Annotated in this window: 18 protein-coding genes; 7 read left to right on the top strand and 11 right to left on the bottom strand. The window is 72.0% G+C overall.

The genetic code is table 11. The features are described 5' to 3' along the window. A partial coding sequence (locus tag AB0L59_RS27830) for an aldo/keto reductase (protein ID WP_365588800.1) occupies positions 1 to 255 on the bottom strand: 255 nt, incomplete at its 3' end. Positions 256 to 556: 301 nt separating this feature from the next. Between AB0L59_RS27830 and AB0L59_RS27825 the strand changes: the two genes are divergently transcribed. After that, a complete protein-coding gene (locus AB0L59_RS27825) occupies positions 557 to 1,459 on the top strand; it encodes a class I SAM-dependent methyltransferase (protein WP_365588798.1) in 903 nt (300 codons plus the stop codon). Between the two features lie 221 nt (positions 1,460 to 1,680). Continuing rightward, positions 1,681 to 2,382 carry an SDR family NAD(P)-dependent oxidoreductase gene (locus AB0L59_RS27820; protein ID WP_365588796.1) on the top strand — a complete coding sequence of 234 codons (702 nt, stop codon included), beginning with the start codon at positions 1,681 to 1,683 and terminating at the stop codon, positions 2,380 to 2,382. A 13-nt stretch (positions 2,383 to 2,395) separates the two neighbouring features. Here the strand turns inward: AB0L59_RS27820 and AB0L59_RS27815 are convergent, their stop codons facing one another. Beyond that, positions 2,396 to 3,103 (bottom strand): glycoside hydrolase family 75 protein, encoded by a 708-nt coding sequence (locus tag AB0L59_RS27815; RefSeq protein ID WP_365588794.1) that lies wholly within the window; start codon positions 3,101 to 3,103, stop codon positions 2,396 to 2,398. Positions 3,104 to 3,315: 212 nt separating this feature from the next. Between AB0L59_RS27815 and AB0L59_RS27810 the strand changes: the two genes are divergently transcribed. Then, positions 3,316 to 3,927, top strand: coding sequence for a hypothetical protein (locus tag AB0L59_RS27810; protein ID WP_365588792.1), 612 nt, complete (start codon positions 3,316 to 3,318; stop codon positions 3,925 to 3,927). Between the two features lie 90 nt (positions 3,928 to 4,017). Here the strand turns inward: AB0L59_RS27810 and AB0L59_RS27805 are convergent, their stop codons facing one another. From AB0L59_RS27805 to AB0L59_RS27795, 3 genes are all read right to left on the bottom strand, one after another. Continuing rightward, complete coding sequence (locus tag AB0L59_RS27805) at positions 4,018 to 4,854, bottom strand: aldo/keto reductase (protein WP_365588791.1); 837 nt, start codon at positions 4,852 to 4,854, stop codon at positions 4,018 to 4,020. A gap of 293 nt (positions 4,855 to 5,147) precedes the next feature. Next, on the bottom strand, positions 5,148 to 6,974 hold the full coding sequence (locus AB0L59_RS27800; protein ID WP_365588789.1) for an AMP-dependent synthetase/ligase: 1,827 nt from the start codon (positions 6,972 to 6,974) through the stop codon (positions 5,148 to 5,150). 466 nt (positions 6,975 to 7,440) lie between these two features. Continuing rightward, positions 7,441 to 8,310 (bottom strand): LysR substrate-binding domain-containing protein, encoded by an 870-nt coding sequence (locus tag AB0L59_RS27795; protein WP_365588787.1) that lies wholly within the window; start codon positions 8,308 to 8,310, stop codon positions 7,441 to 7,443. 204 nt (positions 8,311 to 8,514) lie between these two features. Between AB0L59_RS27795 and AB0L59_RS27790 the strand changes: the two genes are divergently transcribed. Further along, positions 8,515 to 9,531 (top strand): bile acid:sodium symporter family protein, encoded by a 1,017-nt coding sequence (locus AB0L59_RS27790; RefSeq protein ID WP_365588784.1) that lies wholly within the window; start codon positions 8,515 to 8,517, stop codon positions 9,529 to 9,531. Here the strand turns inward: AB0L59_RS27790 and AB0L59_RS27785 are convergent. Further along, entirely contained in the window at positions 9,481 to 11,358 is a 1,878-nt protein-coding gene (locus AB0L59_RS27785) for a sialidase family protein (RefSeq protein WP_365588781.1), read from the bottom strand. The genes AB0L59_RS27790 and AB0L59_RS27785 overlap by 51 nt on opposite strands. Positions 11,359 to 11,492: 134 nt before the next feature. After that, the gene (locus AB0L59_RS27780) at positions 11,493 to 12,410 is read right to left on the bottom strand and encodes a zinc-binding dehydrogenase (protein ID WP_365588780.1); all 918 of its coding nucleotides are present in this window, start codon (positions 12,408 to 12,410) and stop codon (positions 11,493 to 11,495) included. A 128-nt stretch (positions 12,411 to 12,538) separates the two neighbouring features. On the opposite strand from AB0L59_RS27780, the gene AB0L59_RS27775 reads away from it, so the two are divergent. Next, positions 12,539 to 12,976 carry a MarR family transcriptional regulator gene (locus AB0L59_RS27775; RefSeq protein ID WP_365588778.1) on the top strand — a complete coding sequence of 146 codons (438 nt, stop codon included), beginning with the start codon at positions 12,539 to 12,541 and terminating at the stop codon, positions 12,974 to 12,976. Between the two features lie 19 nt (positions 12,977 to 12,995). Then, positions 12,996 to 13,523: an isochorismatase family protein gene (locus AB0L59_RS27770; RefSeq protein WP_365588775.1), complete on the top strand. Its 528-nt coding sequence runs from the start codon at positions 12,996 to 12,998 to the stop codon at positions 13,521 to 13,523. Positions 13,524 to 13,527: 4 nt separating this feature from the next. On the opposite strand, the gene AB0L59_RS27765 is transcribed toward AB0L59_RS27770, so the two are convergent. Continuing rightward, positions 13,528 to 14,244, bottom strand: a complete 717-nt coding sequence (locus AB0L59_RS27765; RefSeq protein WP_365588773.1) for an SDR family oxidoreductase — start codon at positions 14,242 to 14,244, stop codon at positions 13,528 to 13,530. Positions 14,245 to 14,394: 150 nt separating this feature from the next. Here AB0L59_RS27765 and AB0L59_RS27760 point away from each other — a divergent pair, with 150 nt between their 5' ends. Then, positions 14,395 to 15,210: a LysR substrate-binding domain-containing protein gene (locus AB0L59_RS27760; RefSeq protein ID WP_365588770.1), complete on the top strand. Its 816-nt coding sequence runs from the start codon at positions 14,395 to 14,397 to the stop codon at positions 15,208 to 15,210. A 71-nt stretch (positions 15,211 to 15,281) separates the two neighbouring features. On the opposite strand, the gene fdhD is transcribed toward AB0L59_RS27760, so the two are convergent. The 3 genes from fdhD to AB0L59_RS27745 are packed head-to-tail and all read right to left on the bottom strand — an operon-like array spanning position 15,282 to position 18,818. Further along, a complete protein-coding gene (fdhD, locus tag AB0L59_RS27755; RefSeq protein ID WP_365588768.1) occupies positions 15,282 to 16,130 on the bottom strand; it encodes a formate dehydrogenase accessory sulfurtransferase FdhD in 849 nt (282 codons plus the stop codon). 7 nt (positions 16,131 to 16,137) lie between these two features. Beyond that, positions 16,138 to 16,998 carry a 2Fe-2S iron-sulfur cluster-binding protein gene (locus tag AB0L59_RS27750; RefSeq protein ID WP_365588765.1) on the bottom strand — a complete coding sequence of 287 codons (861 nt, stop codon included), beginning with the start codon at positions 16,996 to 16,998 and terminating at the stop codon, positions 16,138 to 16,140. Next, positions 16,995 to 18,818, bottom strand: coding sequence for an NADH-ubiquinone oxidoreductase-F iron-sulfur binding region domain-containing protein (locus AB0L59_RS27745; RefSeq protein WP_365588762.1), 1,824 nt, complete (start codon positions 18,816 to 18,818; stop codon positions 16,995 to 16,997). Before AB0L59_RS27745 ends, AB0L59_RS27750 begins: the two co-directional genes overlap by 4 nt. Between the last annotated feature and the right edge of the window lie 3 nt (positions 18,819 to 18,821).

Genomic DNA, 18,821 nt, shown 5'->3' with positions numbered 1-18,821 from the left:
TTTGGTGCCAAACACACCCTTGGGGGGGGCCCCCCCATGCTGGTGGGACTGGGCGGCCCCGAGCCGCCGCTCGGCGCGGCCGAACCCGTAGGCCTGGGCGGTGTCGAAGAAGTTGATGCCCGTCGACCTCGCGAGTCCGATCGTCTCGATCGCGGCGCGCTCGTCGACGGGTCCCCAGTCCCCGCCGAACTGCCAGGTGCCGTAGGCCAGAGGGGTCACCTTCAGGCCGGATGCTCCGAGTGTCACGGTTCGCATGTCGTCCTCCTTGGGCGAGTGGGACCTTCTGTCTCGAAGCTCACACCCGCCGCAGGCCGCCGGTAGTGGCCGTGCACTTGGCGCCGTACAAACCGGTCTTGTACCTGGCCTGCGCCCCATCTGAGCAGGCCGTGGGAGACCGCTCCACGAGCTCGTCGTCCACGGAGCCCTACGCCGGCCCGTCCCCTTTCCCGCACCCAGTTTTGCTGTTCCGGCAATTTTTTGCGGCACCGGCAACGAAAGTGGCGTCGTCCCGTGCGCCGTCGCACGCTGGCCGCAACCGAGCGAGAGGCAGACCGACATGGCACACGACCACCAGGCCCCCCACGGGCACCCCGCACAGCACGGCCACGGCCACGGGGGCGACGTCGACTGGGCCGCCATGGCGGCGCTGCTGGAGGCGGAGGCCGAGCTGCTCGGCCCGCTGTACGCGCGCGCACTGAACTGGCTGGGCACGGACGTGACCGAGCCCGGGCTGGTCGTGGACGCGGGCAGCGGGCCCGGGGTGATCGCCTGCCTGATGGCGGAGACGTTCCCCGGCGCGCGCGTGGTCGCCGCCGACGGCTCGGAGCCGCTGCTGGAGCGCGCCCGGGCCCGTGCCGCCCGCCAGGGCTTCGCCGATCGGTTCGACACCCTGGCCGGTGAACTCCCCGGATCCCTGGTGGAGTTGGAGTATCCGGTGGACCTGCTGTGGGCCAGCCGCAGTCTGCACCACCTCGGTGACCAGAAGGCCGCGCTGGCCGCGTTCGCCGACGGCCTCGCCCCGGGCGGCACGCTGGCCATCCTGGAGGGCGGCCTGCCCAGCCGCTGTCTGCCGCGTGACCTCGGCTTCGGCCGTCCCGGACTGCAGGCCCGCCTCGACGTGGCCCAGGAGGAGCGCTTCGCGCGGATGCGCGCCGAGCTGCCCGGCTCGGTCGCCGAGACCGAGGACTGGCCCGCGCTGCTCGCCGCGGCCGGCCTGAAGCACACGGGCACCCGCAGCTTCCTCCTCGACCTGCCGGCCCCCGCCACGGAGCGGACCCGCGCCTTCGTCGTCGGCGCGCTGACCCGCGCCCGGGAGGTCCACGCCGACGCCCTGGACGCCGAGGACCTCGCCACCCTCGACCGGCTGCTGGACCCCGCCGATCCCGGCAGCGCCCACCGACGGCCCGACATCTTCGTCCTGACGGCCCACACGGTGTACCGGGCCGTACGGCCCGTCTGACCAGGCGGCGCCGGGGGCGGCGTACGACGGTGCGCCGCTTCCGTCCGGGGGCCGGAGGGGCCCGGCGGTTCGCCTACGAGCCGCGCAGACGGCGGCCGAGGCGGGTACCCCGACCTGCCGGGCGACGTCGGTGTCGTACCGCCCTGCCCGGAGGGGCACTTGACTTCGAGCGCGCTCCACGTGATGGACTCCCGTGCGTCACCGACACACAGGGGGAAACCGTGAACGACTCTCCGGTCGCACTCGTCACCGGCGGCGCCACCGGCATCGGCGCAGCCGCCGCCCGGCAGTTGCTGGCCGCCGGCCACCGGGTCACCGTCACCGGCCGTACGGAGGCCCGGCTGCGAGACTTCGCCGACGGGCTCGGCAACCCCGAGGGCCTGCTGACCGTCGCCGGCAACGCCTCGGCGTTCGACGACATGCGAGATGCCGTCGGCCGTACGCTCAAGGCGTACGGCCGACTGGACACCGTCGTCGCCAACGCCGGCTTCGCCACCCACGACACGGTCGCCGAGGGCGATCCGGCCGGCTGGACCGAGATGGTGCTCACCAACGTCCTCGGTCCGGCTCTGCTGATCCGGGCCTCCGTCGAGGCGCTCAAGGAGTCCCGCGGCCGGATCGTGCTCATCGGCAGCGTCGCCGGGTTCGTGAACACCCCGGGCAACCTCTACGGCGCCACGAAGTGGGCGGTCACCGGGCTCGCCGAGAACACCCGGCGCCAGGTCACGGAGTTCGGGATCGGAGTGACGCTGGTCGCCCCCGGCCGGGTGGAGACCCCTTTCTGGGACGGCCTCGGCAGCCTGCCCCCGGGGAATCTGCTGACCGCCGACCAGATCGCCGACTCGGTGGTCTGGGCGATCCGGCAGCCGGCCGGGGTGGACGTCAACACCGTGGTCGTACGCCCGTTGGGTCAGCCCAACTGACGTACGGGGGAGGTCAGTTGTTGGCCAGGAACTGCTTGGCCAGCTGGTCCCCGAGCGAGACCGCGGCGCTGTGGCTCTCGATGGGGGAGACCTTGGAGTTCTTGAAGAGGATGTAGGTCACGCCCGAGTCGGCGCCGCCGGTGGCCGGGTCCGGGTCGATGCCCAGCGCCTTGGCGGTGGCGTACGAGGCCTCGCCGATGATCTGCGTGGGGCCGGTGTCGCCGACGACGGCGTACTCCACCTTGTTGTTGTAGATGACGGCGACCACGCCGCCGCCCTTGATGCCGGCGCTCGAGTAGTTCCAGATGCTGCTGGAGCTGGGCACCACGACGTACGGGAGCGACTCCGCCCTGAGCGGCTTGCCGTCGGACTGGTGGAAAGCGGTGTCGTCCTGATACCAGGGGTCGCGGTTCTCGTTGCAGTCGGTGGTGCGCTGGCCGTCGCAGTCGATGTCCATGTCGGCCTTCCAGAACACCGCGCCGTTCTTGCCGCACACGGGGACCGTGGCCGACGTCTCGTCGTCCGTCCTGTACTTGCCGTTCGATATCTGCGAACACGTCTTGACCTTGGCGAGCAGGTCGGCCGCGCTGACCGAGCCCTCCTGGGCGGAGGCCGGGACGCTCCGCGCCGTCGAGCCGGCGGAGGCGTGGGCGGGAAGCACTCCGGCGGCGAGCAGGGCGGCCCCGGAGGCCGCGGCGAGGGTCAGGGTTCGAAGGCGCACTGTGGGGGCCCTTCTGTTAGGAAAGTTTCCTTACCAGGTGCCGTACACCGTGGACCCATCGCCATGTCCTCGTCAACCCTACGGTTGCGGACTCCCGAATCCTGTGCGCATTGCGGTGATTTGAGACCCGTGACAAGACTGAAGAAAGCGGTCTATCCGGATATGTCTGCCGCCGTCGGCCGCCACGGTCACGGCTTCGGGAGGCGAGGCGCATGTTCGTACGCACGGTGTACGCGACCGGCGATCCGGCGCGACTGGGAACGGCCGTCGGGGCGCTGAACACCCGGGGCCACGACCTGCTGGAGGAACGGCCCGGCTATCGGGGCGCCGGCGTCTTCGTCGACCGTGAGCTGGGAAAACTGCTCACGGTCAGCTGGTGGGAGTCCGCGGAGGCGCGCCGCAACAGCGACGAGGTGATGAGCGCGCGGCGGCCGGAACTGCTGCAGCCCTTCGCCGGGACCGTCGCGGTCGAGAACTACGAGGCCGCCGTGTTCCACACCGGGCACCGGGCCCTCACCGGTGGCGGGCTGCGGGTCTCCCGGTTCGAGCTCGACCCGGCGGACGCGGACCTCGCCGCCGACACCTTCCACACCGGCGTGCTGGCCCGGCTGGAGGTGCTGTCCGGTTTCGGCGGCGCGGCTCTCTTCCTGGACCGGGAACGCGGCCGAGGCATGGCCGGCGTCCTGTTCGCCGACCGCGTGTCGCTCGCGGCGAGCCGGGCCCGGCATGCCGCGATCCGCCGCGAGGGCGCGGCAAAGGCGCACGTCACCGTGGTCGCCCTGGAGGAGTTCGAGATCGTCCACGCGGACGTACGGGGCGACTGAGCGCGCCGCTCCCCGCGGGGGCGGCGGAAAACAGTGGAAAACGGCCGCCCGTCCCGCTGTGCGGGCGGACGGCCGTGGCGGGCGGGGGTGTCAGCCCATGTCGAAGGTGGCCGGGTCGGGGCCCAGGCGCCGGTCCTCGTTGAGCGCGCTGATCGCCGCGAGGTCCTCGTCGTCCAGGCTGAAGTCGAAGACCTCGATGTTCTCCCTGATCCGGGACGGCGTCACGGACTTCGGGATCACGACGTTTCCGAGCTGGACGTGCCAGCGCAGTACGACCTGGGCCGGGGTACGGCCGTGCTTCTGGGCGATGGCCACGATCGCCGGCACCTCCAGCAGGCCCCTGCCCTGGCCGAGCGGCGACCAGGCCTCGGTCGCGATGCCCTGCTCGGCGTGGAACTCGCGGGCGGCGTGCTGCTGCAGATGCGGGTGCAGCTCGATCTGGTTGACCGCCGGGATGACGGAGGTCTCGGAGATCAGCCGCCGCAGGTGCTCGGGAAGGAAGTTGGACACGCCGATGGCGCGCACCCGCTTGTCGGCGAGCAGCTTCTCGAACGCCTTGTAGGTGTCGATGTAGGCGCCGCGGGACGGCAGCGGCCAGTGGATCAGGTACAGGTCGACGTAGTCGAGCCCGAGCTTCTCCAGGGACGCGTCGAACGCCCGCAGCGTGGAGTCGTACCCGTGGTCGGCGTTCCAGAGCTTGGTGGTGACGAAGATGTCCTCGCGGGGCAGGCCGGAGGCGGCGATGGCCTTGCCGGTGCCCTCTTCATTGCCGTAGATCGCCGCGGTGTCGATGCTGCGGTAACCGGCTTCCAGTGCCGTGGCGACGGTCCGCTCGGCCTCGTCGTCCGGCACCTGCCAGACGCCGTAGCCCAGCTGGGGCATCTCGACGCCGTTGTTCAGGATGATCGGGGGGACCTTGCTGCTCACGAGCCTCTTGATCCTTCGGTTGTCGACAGGTGGTACTCCCATGGTCAACGATCAGGTGCCGTGATGCATTCCTGACCGCCCGATCCGCTTGGACCGACCGGTCAGTCAGCCCCCGGGGGCGGAGATCGGCCGGAAGCGCATCCGACGTTTTCGGTCCGGACCGTTGGCCGGGGCGGACGATCGACCAGTTGTGGGTGTCCACCGCCAACCGCGGCTGCAACGGAGGCGCAGCGGACGGATCCGACAAGATCTTCCGCGCCGACATCGGCTGACCGAGCGCAGGTGATGGGACGTCAGGTCCGGTAGAGGGCCTCGACCTCGGTGTCGTAGGCCTTCTCGATCGCCTTCCGCTTCAGCTTCAACGACGGTGTGAGCAGACCGTGTTCCTCGGTGAAGGGCTGCGCGAGGATGCGGAAGGTACGGATCGACTCGGCCTGGGAGACGAGGGTGTTGGCGGCGACCACCGCCCGCCGCACCTCCGTCTCCAGGTCCGGGTCGCGCACCAGCTGGGCCGCGGTCATCCTCGGCTTACCGCGCATCTGCAGCCAGTGCTCCACGGCCTCCTGGTCCAGGGTGACCAGGGCGGCGATGTAGGGGCGGTCGTTGCCCACGACGATGCACTGGTTGACCAGGGGATGCTCGCGGACCCGCTCCTCCAGCACACCGGGGGAGACGCTCTTGCCGCCGGAGGTCACCAGGATCTCCTTCTTGCGGCCGGTGATGGTCAGATAGCCGTCCTCGTCCAGCGAGCCGAGGTCGCCGGTGGCCAGCCAGCCCTCGTGCAGGGTCTGGTCGGTGGCCTTCGGGTTGTTGAGATAGCCCTGGAAGACGTTTCCGCCGTGCAGCCAGATCTCCCCGTCGTCGGCGATGTGCACGGTCACGCCGGGAATGGCCTGGCCGACGGTGCCGTAGCGGGTGCGCTCGGGCGGGTTGGCGGTCGCCGCGGCCGTCGACTCGGTCAGGCCGTAGCCCTCGTAGATCTGCACACCGGCGCCCGCGAAGAACAGCCCGAGCCGGCGGTCCATCCCCGAACCGCCGGACATCGCGTTGCGTATCCGGCCGCCCATCGCCGCGCGGACCTTGGAGTAGACGAGCTTGTCGAAGAGCTGGTGCTGCATGCGCAGCCCCGCCGACGGGCCGGGCCCGGTGCCCCACGCCTTGGCCTCCACGGCCTCCGCGTACTTCACCGCGATGTCGACCGCCTTCTCGAACGGTCCGGACCGGCCTTCCTTCTCCGCCTTCCGGCGCGCGGCGTTGAAGACCTTCTCGAAGATGTACGGCACCGCGAGGATGAACGTCGGCCGGAACGCCTGCAGGTCGGGCAGCAGGGCGGCGGCGTTCAGCTGAGGCTGGTGCCCGAAGCGGACCCGGCCGCGGATCGCGGCGACCTCCACCATCCGCCCGAAGACGTGCGCGAGCGGCAGGAACAGCAGTGTCGAGGCCTCGTCGTCCTTCTTGGTGTGGAACACCGGCTGCCACCGCTGGATCATGGTGTCGGCCTCGTACATGAAGTTGGCGTGCGAGAGGACACAACCCTTGGGGCGGCCGGTGGTGCCCGAGGTGTAGATGACGGTGGCGATCGAGTCCGGGGTGACCGCCTGCCGGTGCCGGTGCACCAGCTCGTCGTCCAGGTGCGCCCCGGCGTCGTACAGCTCCTGCACACATCCGGAGTCCAGCTGCCACAGCTGGCGCAGCTGAGGGAGGCGGTCGATGACGGTGGCGATGGTCATCGCGTGGTCCTCGTGCTCCACGATCGCCGCGGACACCTCGGCGTCGAAGAGCATCCAGAAGCACTGCTCGGCCGAGGACGTCGGGTAGACGGGCACCACCTGGGCGCCGATCGACCACAGGGCGAAGTCGAACAGGGTCCACTCGTAGCGGGTGCGGGACATGATGGCGACGCGGTCGCCGAAGCGGATGCCGCGTGCGAGCAGGCCCTTGGCGAGGGCCAGGACCTCGTCGCGGAACTCGGCGGAGGACACGTCCCGCCACTGTCCGGAGGCGTCCTTGCGGCCGAGGGCGATGTGCGCCGGGTCCGCCAGGGCATGCTCGAAGACCACGTCGGCCAGACCGCCCACCGGCGGCGCCGACGTGAGCGGCGGGTTGGTGAACTCGCGCAAACCTCGCTCCCCGATCCTCGCTGCATGGTCACGCCCGTGATGCTCGGCACAGCGCGGTGAAAGCTACCCCACGCCGTCACCGGGCGGGAGGGGGGCGGAAACCCAGCAAAGCTCACGTTTCCGTCCGGCGGTCACCGGAAAATGCCCGCACATGGGGAAGGGACGGACACAGTACTGACGGGTCAGTAAGTTTCGGTGCCGTAATCTCCACCGAATCTGTACGCGGCGATTACGGTGCACACCGCGCCCATCGCCGCATACGCGGCACGGCACCCGCGCGCCCGCGGCCACCCCCGCAAGACCCGCCGTCACCAGCGCGCCGTTCGGCCCCGAGGCGAACGCGGCAACGCTGGGTGTGCCGCGGGAAGCCGCGCGCAGCGAGGTGAGCACGGTGCCGACGACGGCCACGCCGAGGCACGAACCCGGGCACCGGCTGACGTACCCGGTGCCCCGCTGACCGTCGGCGTCAGCCCCCTCGCCGCCGCAGCCGCTCCCCGCCCGCCAGGATCGCCGCCGCCAGCGCGTTCGCGGCCTCCTCCGCGGTGCTCCGGCGGCGGCCGTGGACGAGCACGAAGTCGATCCTGCCCAGGTCGGGCAGGCCGGCGCGGTCCGGCAGCCGGAACAGGCCCGGCGGGATCAGGCGCCGGGAGTGGGCCATCACGCCGAGCCCGGCGCGGGCCGCCGCGATCAGACCGTTGAGGCTGCCGCTGGTGCACGCGATCCGCCAGGCGCGGCCCTCCCGCTCCAGCACCTCGAGCGCACGGGCCCGCGTGATGCCGGGCGGGGGGTACACGATCAGCGGGACGGGCCGGTCGGCGTCCAGGCGCAGCCGCTCGGCCCCGATCCACACCAGGTCGTCGCGCCAGACCAGCTCGCCCCGGGGGTCCTCCGGGCGCCGCTTGGCCAGCACCAGGTCCAGTTTCCCGGCGGCCAGCCGCTCGTGCAGGGTGCCGGACAGCTCGACCGTCAGCTCGAGGTCGACCTCGGGATGGTCGTAGCGGAAGGCCTCCAGGATCTCCGGCAGCCGGGTGAGCACGAAGTCCTCCGACGCGCCGAACCGGAGCCGGCCGCGCACCCGGGTGCCGGTGAAGAACGCCGTCGCCTGTTCATGGACCTGCAGGATCCGCCGGGCGAAGCCGAGCATGGCCTCGCCGTCCTCGGTCAGCTCCACCGCATGGGTGTCCCGGGTGAACAGCTGCCGTCCGGTCGTGTCCTCCAGTCGGCGCACGTGCTGGCTGACCGTGGACTGCCGCAGCCCGAGCCGGCGCGCGGCCTGCGTGAAGCTCAGTGTCTGGGCCACGGCCAGGAAGGTCCGCAGCTGCGTGGGGTCGTACACACCCGCCAGGCTACGCTGCTATCGCGAATCATGATGGCAGTCAGAGTGGTATGTGGGATTCCCGATCGCTGCCCCGGGGAGGACGATGGAGGGGGGCCCTGCGGGCCCGCCGAGGAAACGACACATCAGCAGACGCGTACAGAGACGGACGCGTACACGCACAGCAATCGGAGCACTGTGAAACGCCTGCGCCGGCCGAGTCGGATGCCGATCGACCCGTACATCGTCCTGCTGCTCGGGACCGTGGGCCTCGCCGCGCTGCTGCCGGCCCGGGGCGCCGCCGCCGACGTGGCCTCGGGAGCGTCGACGGCCGCGATCGCCTTCCTCTTCTTCCTGTACGGAGCCCGGCTCTCCACCCGGGAGGCGCTGGACGGGCTGCGCCACTGGCGGCTCCATGCGACCGTGCTGGTCTGCACGTTCGTGCTCTTCCCGGTGTTCGGTCTGGCGGCGCGCTCTCTCGTGCCGGTGCTGCTGACCCAGCCGCTCTACCAGGGGCTGCTGTTCCTGACACTGGTGCCGTCCACGATCCAGTCGTCCATCGCCTTCACCTCGATCGCGCGGGGAAACGTGCCCGCGGCGATCTGCGCGGGCTCCTTCTCCTCCCTCGTCGGCATCCTCTTCACCCCGCTGCTGGCGGCCGGGCTGCTGGGCAACAGCGGCGGGGGGTTCTCCGCCGACTCGCTGGTCAAGATCGTGCTCCAGTTGCTGGTGCCGTTCCTCGCGGGGCAGCTGCTGCGGCGCTGGATCGGAGATTTCGTCGCCCGGCACAAGAGGATCCTCGGGCTGGTCGACCGCGGCTCGATCCTGCTGGTCGTCTACACCGCCTTCAGCGAGGGCATGGTCCGGGGCATATGGCACCAGGTGAGCCCCGCCCGGCTCGGCGGGCTGCTCGTCGTCGAGGCCGCGCTGCTCGCCGTGATGCTCGTCCTGAGCTGGTACGGCGGCAGGGCGCTCGGTTTCGGCCGGGAGGACAGGATCGCCATCCAGTTCGCCGGGTCGAAGAAGTCCCTCGCCTCCGGGCTGCCCATGGCCAGTGTCCTGTTCGGCGCCCACGCCTCGCTCGCCGTGCTGCCGCTGATGCTGTTCCACCAGATGCAGCTGATGGTGTGCGCGGTCATCGCCAAGCGTCGGGCCCGGGACCCGGAGGGGGCCCCGGACGCCGTCACCGCGTCAGCCGCTCACGCGGTCCAGGGGCAGCCACAGGACCGTGTCCTTCGGTGACCGCAGTGCCTTCGGGTCGGACAGCTCCTCGTCGGTGAGCGCCCGGTCCCAGACGTGCACCTCGTCGATCGCGCCGGTGAAGAAGGCCCGGCTGTCCATGCGCTGGCCGATGTGCACGCCGAAGGGGGAGTTGCGGCTGACCGATCCCGGGATGTCGGCGACGGACGTCTCCGTGCCGTCGACGAACAACGACAGCCGCCCGCCGCCCCGGCGCAGCACCAGGTGATGCCACTGGCCGTCGTTGTACGCGGTGGTCGTGCGCACGAAGGCGGTCTGCGGCGCGATCGCCCCGTCCCGGACCGTGATCAGCCCCTGGACGCGGTTGTTCGCCGGCTCCCCGCGCACCCACACCTGCGGCTGCGTGGTGCCGATCCCGCCCATCCACAGCAGTGGCTGCTCCCCGGTCGTGGCCGTGTACCGGAACCACAGGGACGCCGTGAAGTCCTTGGTGCCCAGCGGGAGCGCACTGCTGTACGGCAGGCGTACGGCGTCGTCGGTGCCGTCGAACCGCAGGGCGCCGCCGAAGACGCCGTCCGTCTCCTCCGTGCCGCCGAGCACCGCCGCCGGGCGGGCGTGCGGGGCGAGGTCGGGGGTGACCGGGTCGGGGCCGCGGCGCGGGGCGAGCCAGTCCTCGGTGAAGCGGGCGAAGCGGATCTCGTCGCGCGCGTCCACCGCGCCGCCCTCGTAGATCAGGCCCACCGTGTCGCCGTCCGCGCGGACCATGTCGGAGTAGCCGGACCAGTCCGTGGTGACGACCGTGCCGCGATCCACGCTGTCCCAGGTACGGCCGCCGTCGTAGGAGGAGCGGATCATCATCGTCCGCCGCCGGTCGGGGTCGGCGGGGCAGGCCAGCAGCAGGCGGCCGCCGAGGCGCAGCAGCGAACCCTGCACCATCGGGGCGTACAGGTCGGGCAGGTCGTGGAACGGCGCGGTGAAGCTGTCGCCGCCGTCACGGCTGACGGCCTGGGTGCGGTGGCCGAGGTCGGTGCCGTCCTGCTCCCGTCCGCTGACCAGGAGGGAGCCGTCGCCGCGCTCGGCCAGGGTCAGCTCGGACGGCTTCTGCCGGAAGGTGCCGTCGTCGGCGATGGGCCAGGTGTCGGTGGCGCCGATCCGCCAGTGGCCGCCGTGGTCGTCGCTGACGATCAGCGCCGCGTGGTTGGCGGTGACCCGGCTGCCGTCCCAGGTCTCGGTGTTGACCCCGAAGACCAGCCGGCCCGCGTAGCGGCCCTTGGTGAGCTGGATGCCGTGCACCGGACCGGTCGCGTACCAGGAGTTCCAGTCGGCGGGCAGGATCTCCGGGCTCAGATCGCGCGGCGCGGACCAGGTCCTGCCGTCGTCGTCGCTGTACTGCAGGTGCGGGGTGCGGTCACAGGGGACCGAGCAACTGGCGCTGTCGGTGCGGCCGGTGTTGTACGTCTCGGCGAGCCAGACCCGGCCCGTCTCGCGGTCCACGATCGGCGCCGGGTTGCCGTGGGTGTCGCCGCCGCCGTCGTTGACCACCTGCAGCGGGCCCCAGGTGCGGCCGCCGTCGGTGGAGCGCTTGACCACGATGTCGATGTCGGCGGCGTCCCCGCAGTTGAGGACCCGTCCCTCGGCGAACGCCAGCAGGGTGCCGTCGTTCGTCTTCACGATCGCCGGTATGCGGAAGCAGGCGTAGCCGGGGTCCTGGGACGCCTTGAAGAGCACCTGCTGCGCGAACTCGGTGGACTTTGCGGAGGGCTGGGCATGTGCCGGGTGGGGGGTTGCGAGCGGCACCAGGAGCAGTGCCGCCGTCGTGAGGGCGATGGCGAGTGCGGATCTGAGGCGGGCGGGAAGACCTGACGGCATGGTGCGACCTTGCCCTTCGTCGGCCGGACATCTGGACATCCGGACATCCCATGTCCAACGTGCGCACTGTCGACGGTAGTTGCGGCCGCGGGCGCCCCACAAGAAGCGTGCAGCACAAGGAGCACGCGAAGTGCCTACGGGCGCAGCACGACCTTGCCGAGGTTGGCCCGCGTCTCGATCGCCTCGTGCGCCTCGGCGGCGTCCTGAAGTGCGAACTCGGCGTGCACGGCGGGCTTCAGGGCTCCCTCGGCGAACAGCCGCCACAGGTCCCGGCGCCACTGCTCGTACAGGTCCGGACGGCCGCGGGCGATCAGGGCCATCTGGAACCCGATCACCGACTTGGCGCCCACCAGCAGGTCGTACGCCTGGATGGTGCCGCCGCCCGAGCTGTAGGCGACGAGGCGGCCGTGCGGGGCGAGGGCGGCGAGGGCGGGAGTGAGCAGATCACCGCCGACCGCGTCCAGGACGCAGTCGACGGGTTCTCCCCAGCTGTCGTCGCCGTACTGCACGCAGTCGTCCGCGCCGAGCGAGCGGACGAAGTCCGCCTTCGCCGGGTCGGACACGGCCCCGACGACCCGTCCCGCGCCCCGTGCCCGCGCCAGCTGTACGGCCAGGTGCCCGACACCGCTCGCCGCCGCCGTGACGAGGACCGACTCGCCCGGCGCCGGGCGCGCCGCCTGCAGCGCCCCGTACGCCACGAGGCCGCTGCGCACCAGTGCGACCGCGTCCACGGCGTCGGCGGCGTCCGGGACCGGGGTGGCCATGGCCTCGTGCAGGAGGGCGAAGTCGGCGTATCCGTGCCCGAAGCAGAGTCCGGTCACCCTCTCGCCCGGACGGAAGCGGGTCACGCCCTCGCCGGCCGCCACCACCTCGCCGGCGATCTCCCCGCCCAGCGCGATCGGCTCCGAGGCCTCGGTCACCTTGCGGACCACGGGCAGGGTGACGCCGACCGCCGCGCAGCGCACCAGCAGCTCCCCGGGCCCCGGCTCCGGGACGGGAGCCTCCTCGAGGAACAGCGGGCCACCGGTGGACTCGTACCGGACGCGACGCATGGCGCATACCTCCACGGCCGGGCGATCCCGGCCCCTCGATCGTCGGGGACACCCATAAATTCGTTGGGAGCCCCAACGGTAGGGGAACTTCGTTGGGAGGTCCAACGGTTTCTGGATAGGCTGCCGCCATGGCCGAAGCACCCCTGCCCGCGATCCGCTCCCTGCCCAGCTGGCTCCTCGGTCGCGCCGCCGCACGGGGCCGCGCCCTGGTCGCCGCCGCCCTCGCGGCCGAGGGGCAGAAGATGTGGCACCACGTGGTCCTCTCCGCCGTCCGCGACCTCCAGCCCGTCGCCCAGGCCGACCTCGGCCGCGGCGTGGGCCTGGACCCCAAGGACCTGGTCGGCGTGCTCAACGACCTGCAGTCCGCCGGTCACGTCGTGCGCGCCCCCGATCCCAGGGACCGGCGCAAGAACGCCGTGTCCCTCACCGACGACGGTGCCCGCCTCCTCGCGCGCTGCGAGAAGGCGGCCCGCGAGGCCAACGACGAGCTGCTCGCCCCGCTGACGGCCGCCGAACGTGATCAGTTCACGGGCCTGTTGATCCGGATTTCCGGCACGGACGGCTGACGACGGCTAACGTTCCGTCATGACCGCAGCTCCCGTGCTCGATCCCCAGCGCACCGCCCTGGTCCTCGTCGACCTGATGGAACGCATCGTCGCGCTGCCCCTGGAACCCCGCAAAGGCACCGAAGTTCTGGCCGTCGCCGAGGAGTTGGCGCGCGCCTTCCGCGCCGCCGGAGCGCCCGTCGTGCTCGTCCGGGTCGAACGCCCCTCGGTCGCCGAGCAGCCGCCCGGCAGCTCGCTCGTGCCCGGCCTCGCCCAAGGCGGCGACCTGGAGGTGGTCAAGCGGACCATCGGCGCCTTCCAGGGCACCGGCCTCGACGAGCGGCTGCGCGAACGCGGCGTCACCACCCTGGTGTTCGGCGGCATCGCCACCAACCTCGGCGTCGAGTCCACCGCCCGCGCCGCCGCCGACCTCGGCTACGACCTCGTCTTCGTCGAGGACGCCATGGCCGCCTTCACCGCCGCCGAGCACGAGGCGTCCGTCCGGCTCGACTTCCCCCGGCTCGGCACCGTCGTGCCCGCCGCCGGCGTACGCCTCACGCCCGCCTGACCCCTCACACCAGCGTGCCGCCCCCGTCCACGACCACCACCGAACCGGTGCTGTACCCCCCACGCATCAGATACAGATAGGCCTCCGCCACATCCGCCGGCTCGCCGATCCGCCCCACCGGCAGCGACTCGGCGGAACGGAAAAGTTCCTTCCGCGCCTCCTCGGGCAGCTCCCGCCACAGCTCGGTGCGCACCATCCCGGGCGAGACCACATTGACCCGCAGCGGCGCCAGCTCCACGGCCAGCGCCCGGGTCAGCGACTCCATCGCTCCGCACAGCGCCGACGCGGCACTCGAACCCGGCAGCGGCCGGCGCCCCGCCGTCCCCGTCGTCAGCACCACCGACCCACCCGGACGGATCGACCCGGCGCCGTGCTTCACCGCCGTGTACGCACCCCACAGCCGCGTGTCCAGGAACCTGCGCGCCCGTGCGACGTCCGCCTCGGCCAGCGGCTCCAGCAGCAGCGACTCACCCGCGGTGTACACCAGGTGGTCGAACGCGCCGACCCGCTCGAAGAAGCCGCGTACCGCGTCCTCGTCCGTCGCGTCCAGCACATGTCCCTCGGCCCCCGCCGGCAGCCGCTCCAGCGCCCCGTCCACGCTCTCCCGCCGACGCGAGGCCACCACCACCTCGGCACCCTCCGCCGCGGCGCCCCCGGCGACCGCGAGCCCGATGCCCGACGTGCCCCCGATGACGACGACACGCTGTTCCCGCAGACCCATGGCAAGCCCCTCTCGATACCGGTGTTCCGTCCCGTTCGGACGGTTCCAGCCTGAGACGCGAGGGTGTCTCGCGTCCAAGACCTCTTTCGGCCGCGGCGATACCCTGAAGGCATCACCACCCCTGCGAGTGGAGACGTGAAGGGGGCAGCCATGGACCTGGATCTGCGCAAGGTCCGCTACTTCGTCGCGGTCGCCGAACTCCTCCACTTCGGCCGTGCCGCCGAGCGGCTGCACATCGCCCAGCCGGTGCTGAGCCGTCAGATACGTGCCCTGGAGAAGGACCTGGGCACCGAGCTCTTCGTACGCGACAGCCACGGCGTGACCTTGACCGACGCTGGACGTCAACTCCGCGACGACGCACGACAGTTGCTGGATATGGCCGACGGCACCCGGCGCCGCGTCCTGCGGGCCGCCCGGGGACCGCGGCGGCTCGTGGTCGGGTTCCGCGCCGGTGTCGTGGTCACCCCGGCCCTGCGCGCCTTCGCGGCCGGGCACCCGGACGTCGAGGGCAACGCCCGCAGGGTCGAGTGGGACGACCAGGAACGGCTGATCCTCGACGGCACCGTGGACGTCGCCTTCGTACGGCGGCCGGTGCGGGAGGAGGGCCTGGAACTGCGGCCCCTGTACAGCGAACCGCGCGTGGCGATGCTGCCGGACGGCCACCGCCTCGCCGGGAAGCAGGAGCTGTCGCTCGCCGACCTCGACGGGGAGACGTGGCTGCACTACGCCACCCCGAGGCCGGGCGCCCTGCCGATTCGTACCATCGAGGAGAAGTTCGAATGCGTGGCCGCGGGCACCGCCGTCACGCTCGTGCCGCGCTCGGTCGCCGAGCAGTACTCCCGCCCGGACATCGCCTACGTACCGGTCACCGACGCCGAACCCGACCAGGTGCTGCTGGCCTGGGCGGCCGGCCGCCGCTCGCCCCTGGTCACGGCATTCGTGGAGGCGGCGCAGTCCCTCGGCTGAGGCGGGGCCCGGCGGCGCAGGGGGCGCTCCCCGCCGGCCGGGGCCCCGCCGCCGTGCCGCGGGGAGACACCTCAGCCCTGGGCGGCCGTCTCCCGCAGGGCGATGCGGTCCTCGCCCGCGTACACGTTCATCGAGCTGCCCCGCAGGAAGCCCACCAGGGTCAGACCCGCCTCCGCGGCCAGGTCCACGGCCAGCGACGAGGGTGCCGACACCGCGGCCAGCACCGGGATGCCCGCCATCACCGCCTTCTGCGCCAGCTCGAACGAGGCCCGCCCCGAGACCAGGAGGATCGTGCGCGACAGCGGCAGGCCGCCGTTCTGCAGCGCCCGCCCGACCAGTTTGTCGACCGCGTTGTGCCGGCCCACGTCCTCCCGTATGTCCACCAGCTCGCCCTCCTCGGTGAACAGGGCCGCCGCGTGCAGGCCCCCGGTCCGGTCGAACACCCGCTGGGCCGCCCGCAGCCGGTCGGGAAGGCTCGCCAGCAGCTCGGGGGTGACCCGGACCGGGGGAGTGTCGGCGATCGGGAAGCGCGCGGTCGTCCGTACGGCGTCCAGGCTGGCCTTGCCGCACAGGCCGCAGGAGGAGGACGTGTAGACGTTCCGCTCCAGGGTGAAGTCCGGCAGGGCGACGCCGGGCGCGGTCTTCACGTCGACCACGTTGTAGGTGTTCGATCCGTCCACCGTCGCCCCCGCGCAGTAGACGATGTTCTGCAGATCGTCGGCGGTGGCCAGCACCCCCTCGCTCACCAGGAACCCCGCGGCCAGCGCGAAGTCGTCGCCCGGGGTGCGCATGGTGATCGCGAGCGGCTTGCCGTTCAGCCGGATCTCCAGGGGCTCCTCGGCGACGAGTGTGTCCGGCCGGGTGGAGAGCGCCCCGTCCCGGATGCGGAGGACCTTGCGTCGTTCCGTGACTCGTCCCATGTCCTGATCAGTCCCGGTTCTGTACGTGCTGGTAGCCGAAACGGCCCTTGATGCAGAGATTGCCGTGGGTCACCGGGTTGTCGTGCGGCGAGGTGACCTTCACGATCTCATTGTCCTGCACATGGAGCGTGAGGGTGCAGCCCACTCCGCAGTACGCGCACACCGTGGACGTCCGTGTCTGCCGGGACTCGTCCCAGGTGCCGGCCGCCCGCATGTCGAACTCCGTCTTCGGCGCGAGTGCCCCGGTCGGGCACACCTCGACGCAGTTCCCGCAGTACACACAGGCCGAGTCGGTGAGCCGGGCGTCGTGCTCGACGGCGATCCGGGCGTCGAAACCCCGCCCGGCGACCGAGATCGCGAAGGTGTTCTGCCACTGGTCGCCGCAGGCGTCGACGCACTTGTAGCACAGGATGCACTTGGCGTAGTCCCGCACATACAGGTCGTTGTCGATCCTCGGCTCCTCGTTCAGCCGGGCCGCGCCGGGGCCGAAACGGTCCGGCTTCGCCTCGTACTCCTTGATCCACTCGGCCGCCCCCGGGGTCGTCGACAGGTCGACCGAGGAGGCGAGCAGTTCCAGGACGATCTTGCGGCTGTGCCTGACGCGCTCGGTGTCGGTCCGCACCTCCATCCCCGGCTCCGCCCTGCGCGAGCAGGCCGGCACCAGGGTCCGCGAGCCCTCGACCTCCACCACGCACACCCGGCAGGCGTTCTTCGGCCGCAGCGTGTCGCCCTCGCACAGCGTCGGGATGTCCTTGCCGGCCGCCCGGCAGGCGTCCAGCACGGTCGAGCCCTCCGGTACCCGCGCGGGCTCGCCGTCGAGCGTGAACTCCAGCAGCCGGCGCGGGATCCCCAGCGGTGTGACGGTCATGCGTACGCCCCCAGACGGTCGATGGCGGATTCCACGGCGTTCCACGCGGTCTGCCCCAGACCGCAGATCGAGGCGTCCCGCATCGCCCGGCCGACCTCCCGCAACAGGGCGATGTCGTCGGCGGCCGCCGCCCCGGTGCGCTCGGCGATCCGGCGCAGCGCCTCCTCCTGCCGGACGGTCCCGACCCGGCACGGCACGCACTGCCCGCAGGACTCCTCCCGGAAGAACTCGGCGATCCTGAGCAGCAGCCGGGGCAGCGGCACGCTGTCGTCGAAGGCCATCACCACACCCGAGCCGAGCGTGGTGCCCGCCTCCCTCGTGCCTTCGAAGGTCAGCGGGATGTCGAGCTCGTCGGGCCGGACGAACCCGCCCGCCGCGCCGCCGAGCAGCACCGCCCGCAACCCCCCCCGGACTCCGGCCAGTTCGAGCAGCTCGCCCAGCGTGGCGCCGAAGGGGAGTTCGTAGACGCCGGGCCGAGCCACGCTCCCGGACACGCAGTACAGCTTGGGCCCGGTCGAGCCCGCGGTGCCGATCGCCGCGTACGCCGGGGCGCCCATGGTCAGGATCGGCAGGACGTTGACCAGTGTCTCCACGTTGTTCTCGACCGTCGGCTTGCCGAACAGCCCCTTCTCCACGGGGAACGGCGGCTTGGAGCGCGGCTCGCCCCGGTATCCCTCGATGGAGTTGAACAGGGCCGTCTCCTCCCCGCAGATGTACGCGCCCGCGCCCCGCCGGATCTCGATGTCGAAGGCGTACCCCTGGCCGAGGACGTCATCCCCGAGGAAGCCGCGCGCGCGTGCCTGCGCGATCGCGTGCTCCAGGCGGCGCAGGGCGCGCGGGTACTCGCCGCGCAGATACAGGTGACCCCGGTGGGCGCCGGTCGCGTACGCCGCGACGGTCATCGCCTCGATCAGCGCGTACGGGTCTCCCTCCATGATCACGCGGTCCTTGAAGGTGCCGGGTTCGGATTCGTCGGCGTTGCAGACGAGGTGGTGCGGATGGTCGGGCCGGGACGCCGTGGCCTGCCACTTGCGGCCCGTGGGGAAGGCGGCGCCACCGCGCCCGACCAGGCCGGAGTCGGTGACCTCGCGGATGACCCCGGCGGGCCCGAGCGCGAAGGCCCGGCGCAGCGCGGTGTAGCCGCCGTGCGCGCGGTAGTCGTCCAGCGAGGCCGGGTCGACGACACCCACCCGACGCAGCAGGACGAGGCCCTCCTGACCCGCCTGGGGTACCGCCATGGCCGCCGGCGGCTCCTCGGGCGCCGCGTCGGGCGCGCCGGCCGCGCGTACGGCTTCGTCCACGGTCGCAGGCGCCACGACCGCCGTCCGCACCGGATCACCCGCCCTGACGGCGAGGGCGGCCGGCGCCCGCTCGCACAGGCCCAGGCAGGGGCTGCGCTCGACGTGGACCCCGCTGCCCGGCCCGAGCCCCTCCTCCGCCCCGGCGCACAGGCGCGACGCTCCCGCCGCCGCGCACGCCAGGTCGGTGCAGACGTGCAGGACGGTCGCCGGGCGGGGCTTCACGGAGAACATCGCGTAGAAGGTGGCGACCCCGTACGCGTCGGCCGGCGGGACCGTCAGCCGGCGGCACAGGTAGTCGAGGGCCCCCGCGCTGATCCAGCCGATCCGGTCGTTGATCGCGTGCAGCCCCGGCAGCAGCAGGTCGCGGCGGTCCCTGGCCTCGCGGCCGCCGCGCGCCCACCTCAGGTCGGCGTCGCTGCGGTCGGCGCCCTCCCAGGAGGACTCCGGAGGGCCCAGCAGGGCGTCCACGGCGGCCCGTTCCTCGTCCGTCGGCTTGCTGTCGCCGAAGTGCAGATCCACCAG

The organism is Streptomyces sp. NPDC052109 (assembly GCF_040680195.1).
Lineage (GTDB): Bacteria > Actinomycetota > Actinomycetes > Streptomycetales > Streptomycetaceae > Streptomyces.
This window is presented reverse-complemented; position numbering and strand designations above follow the sequence as displayed.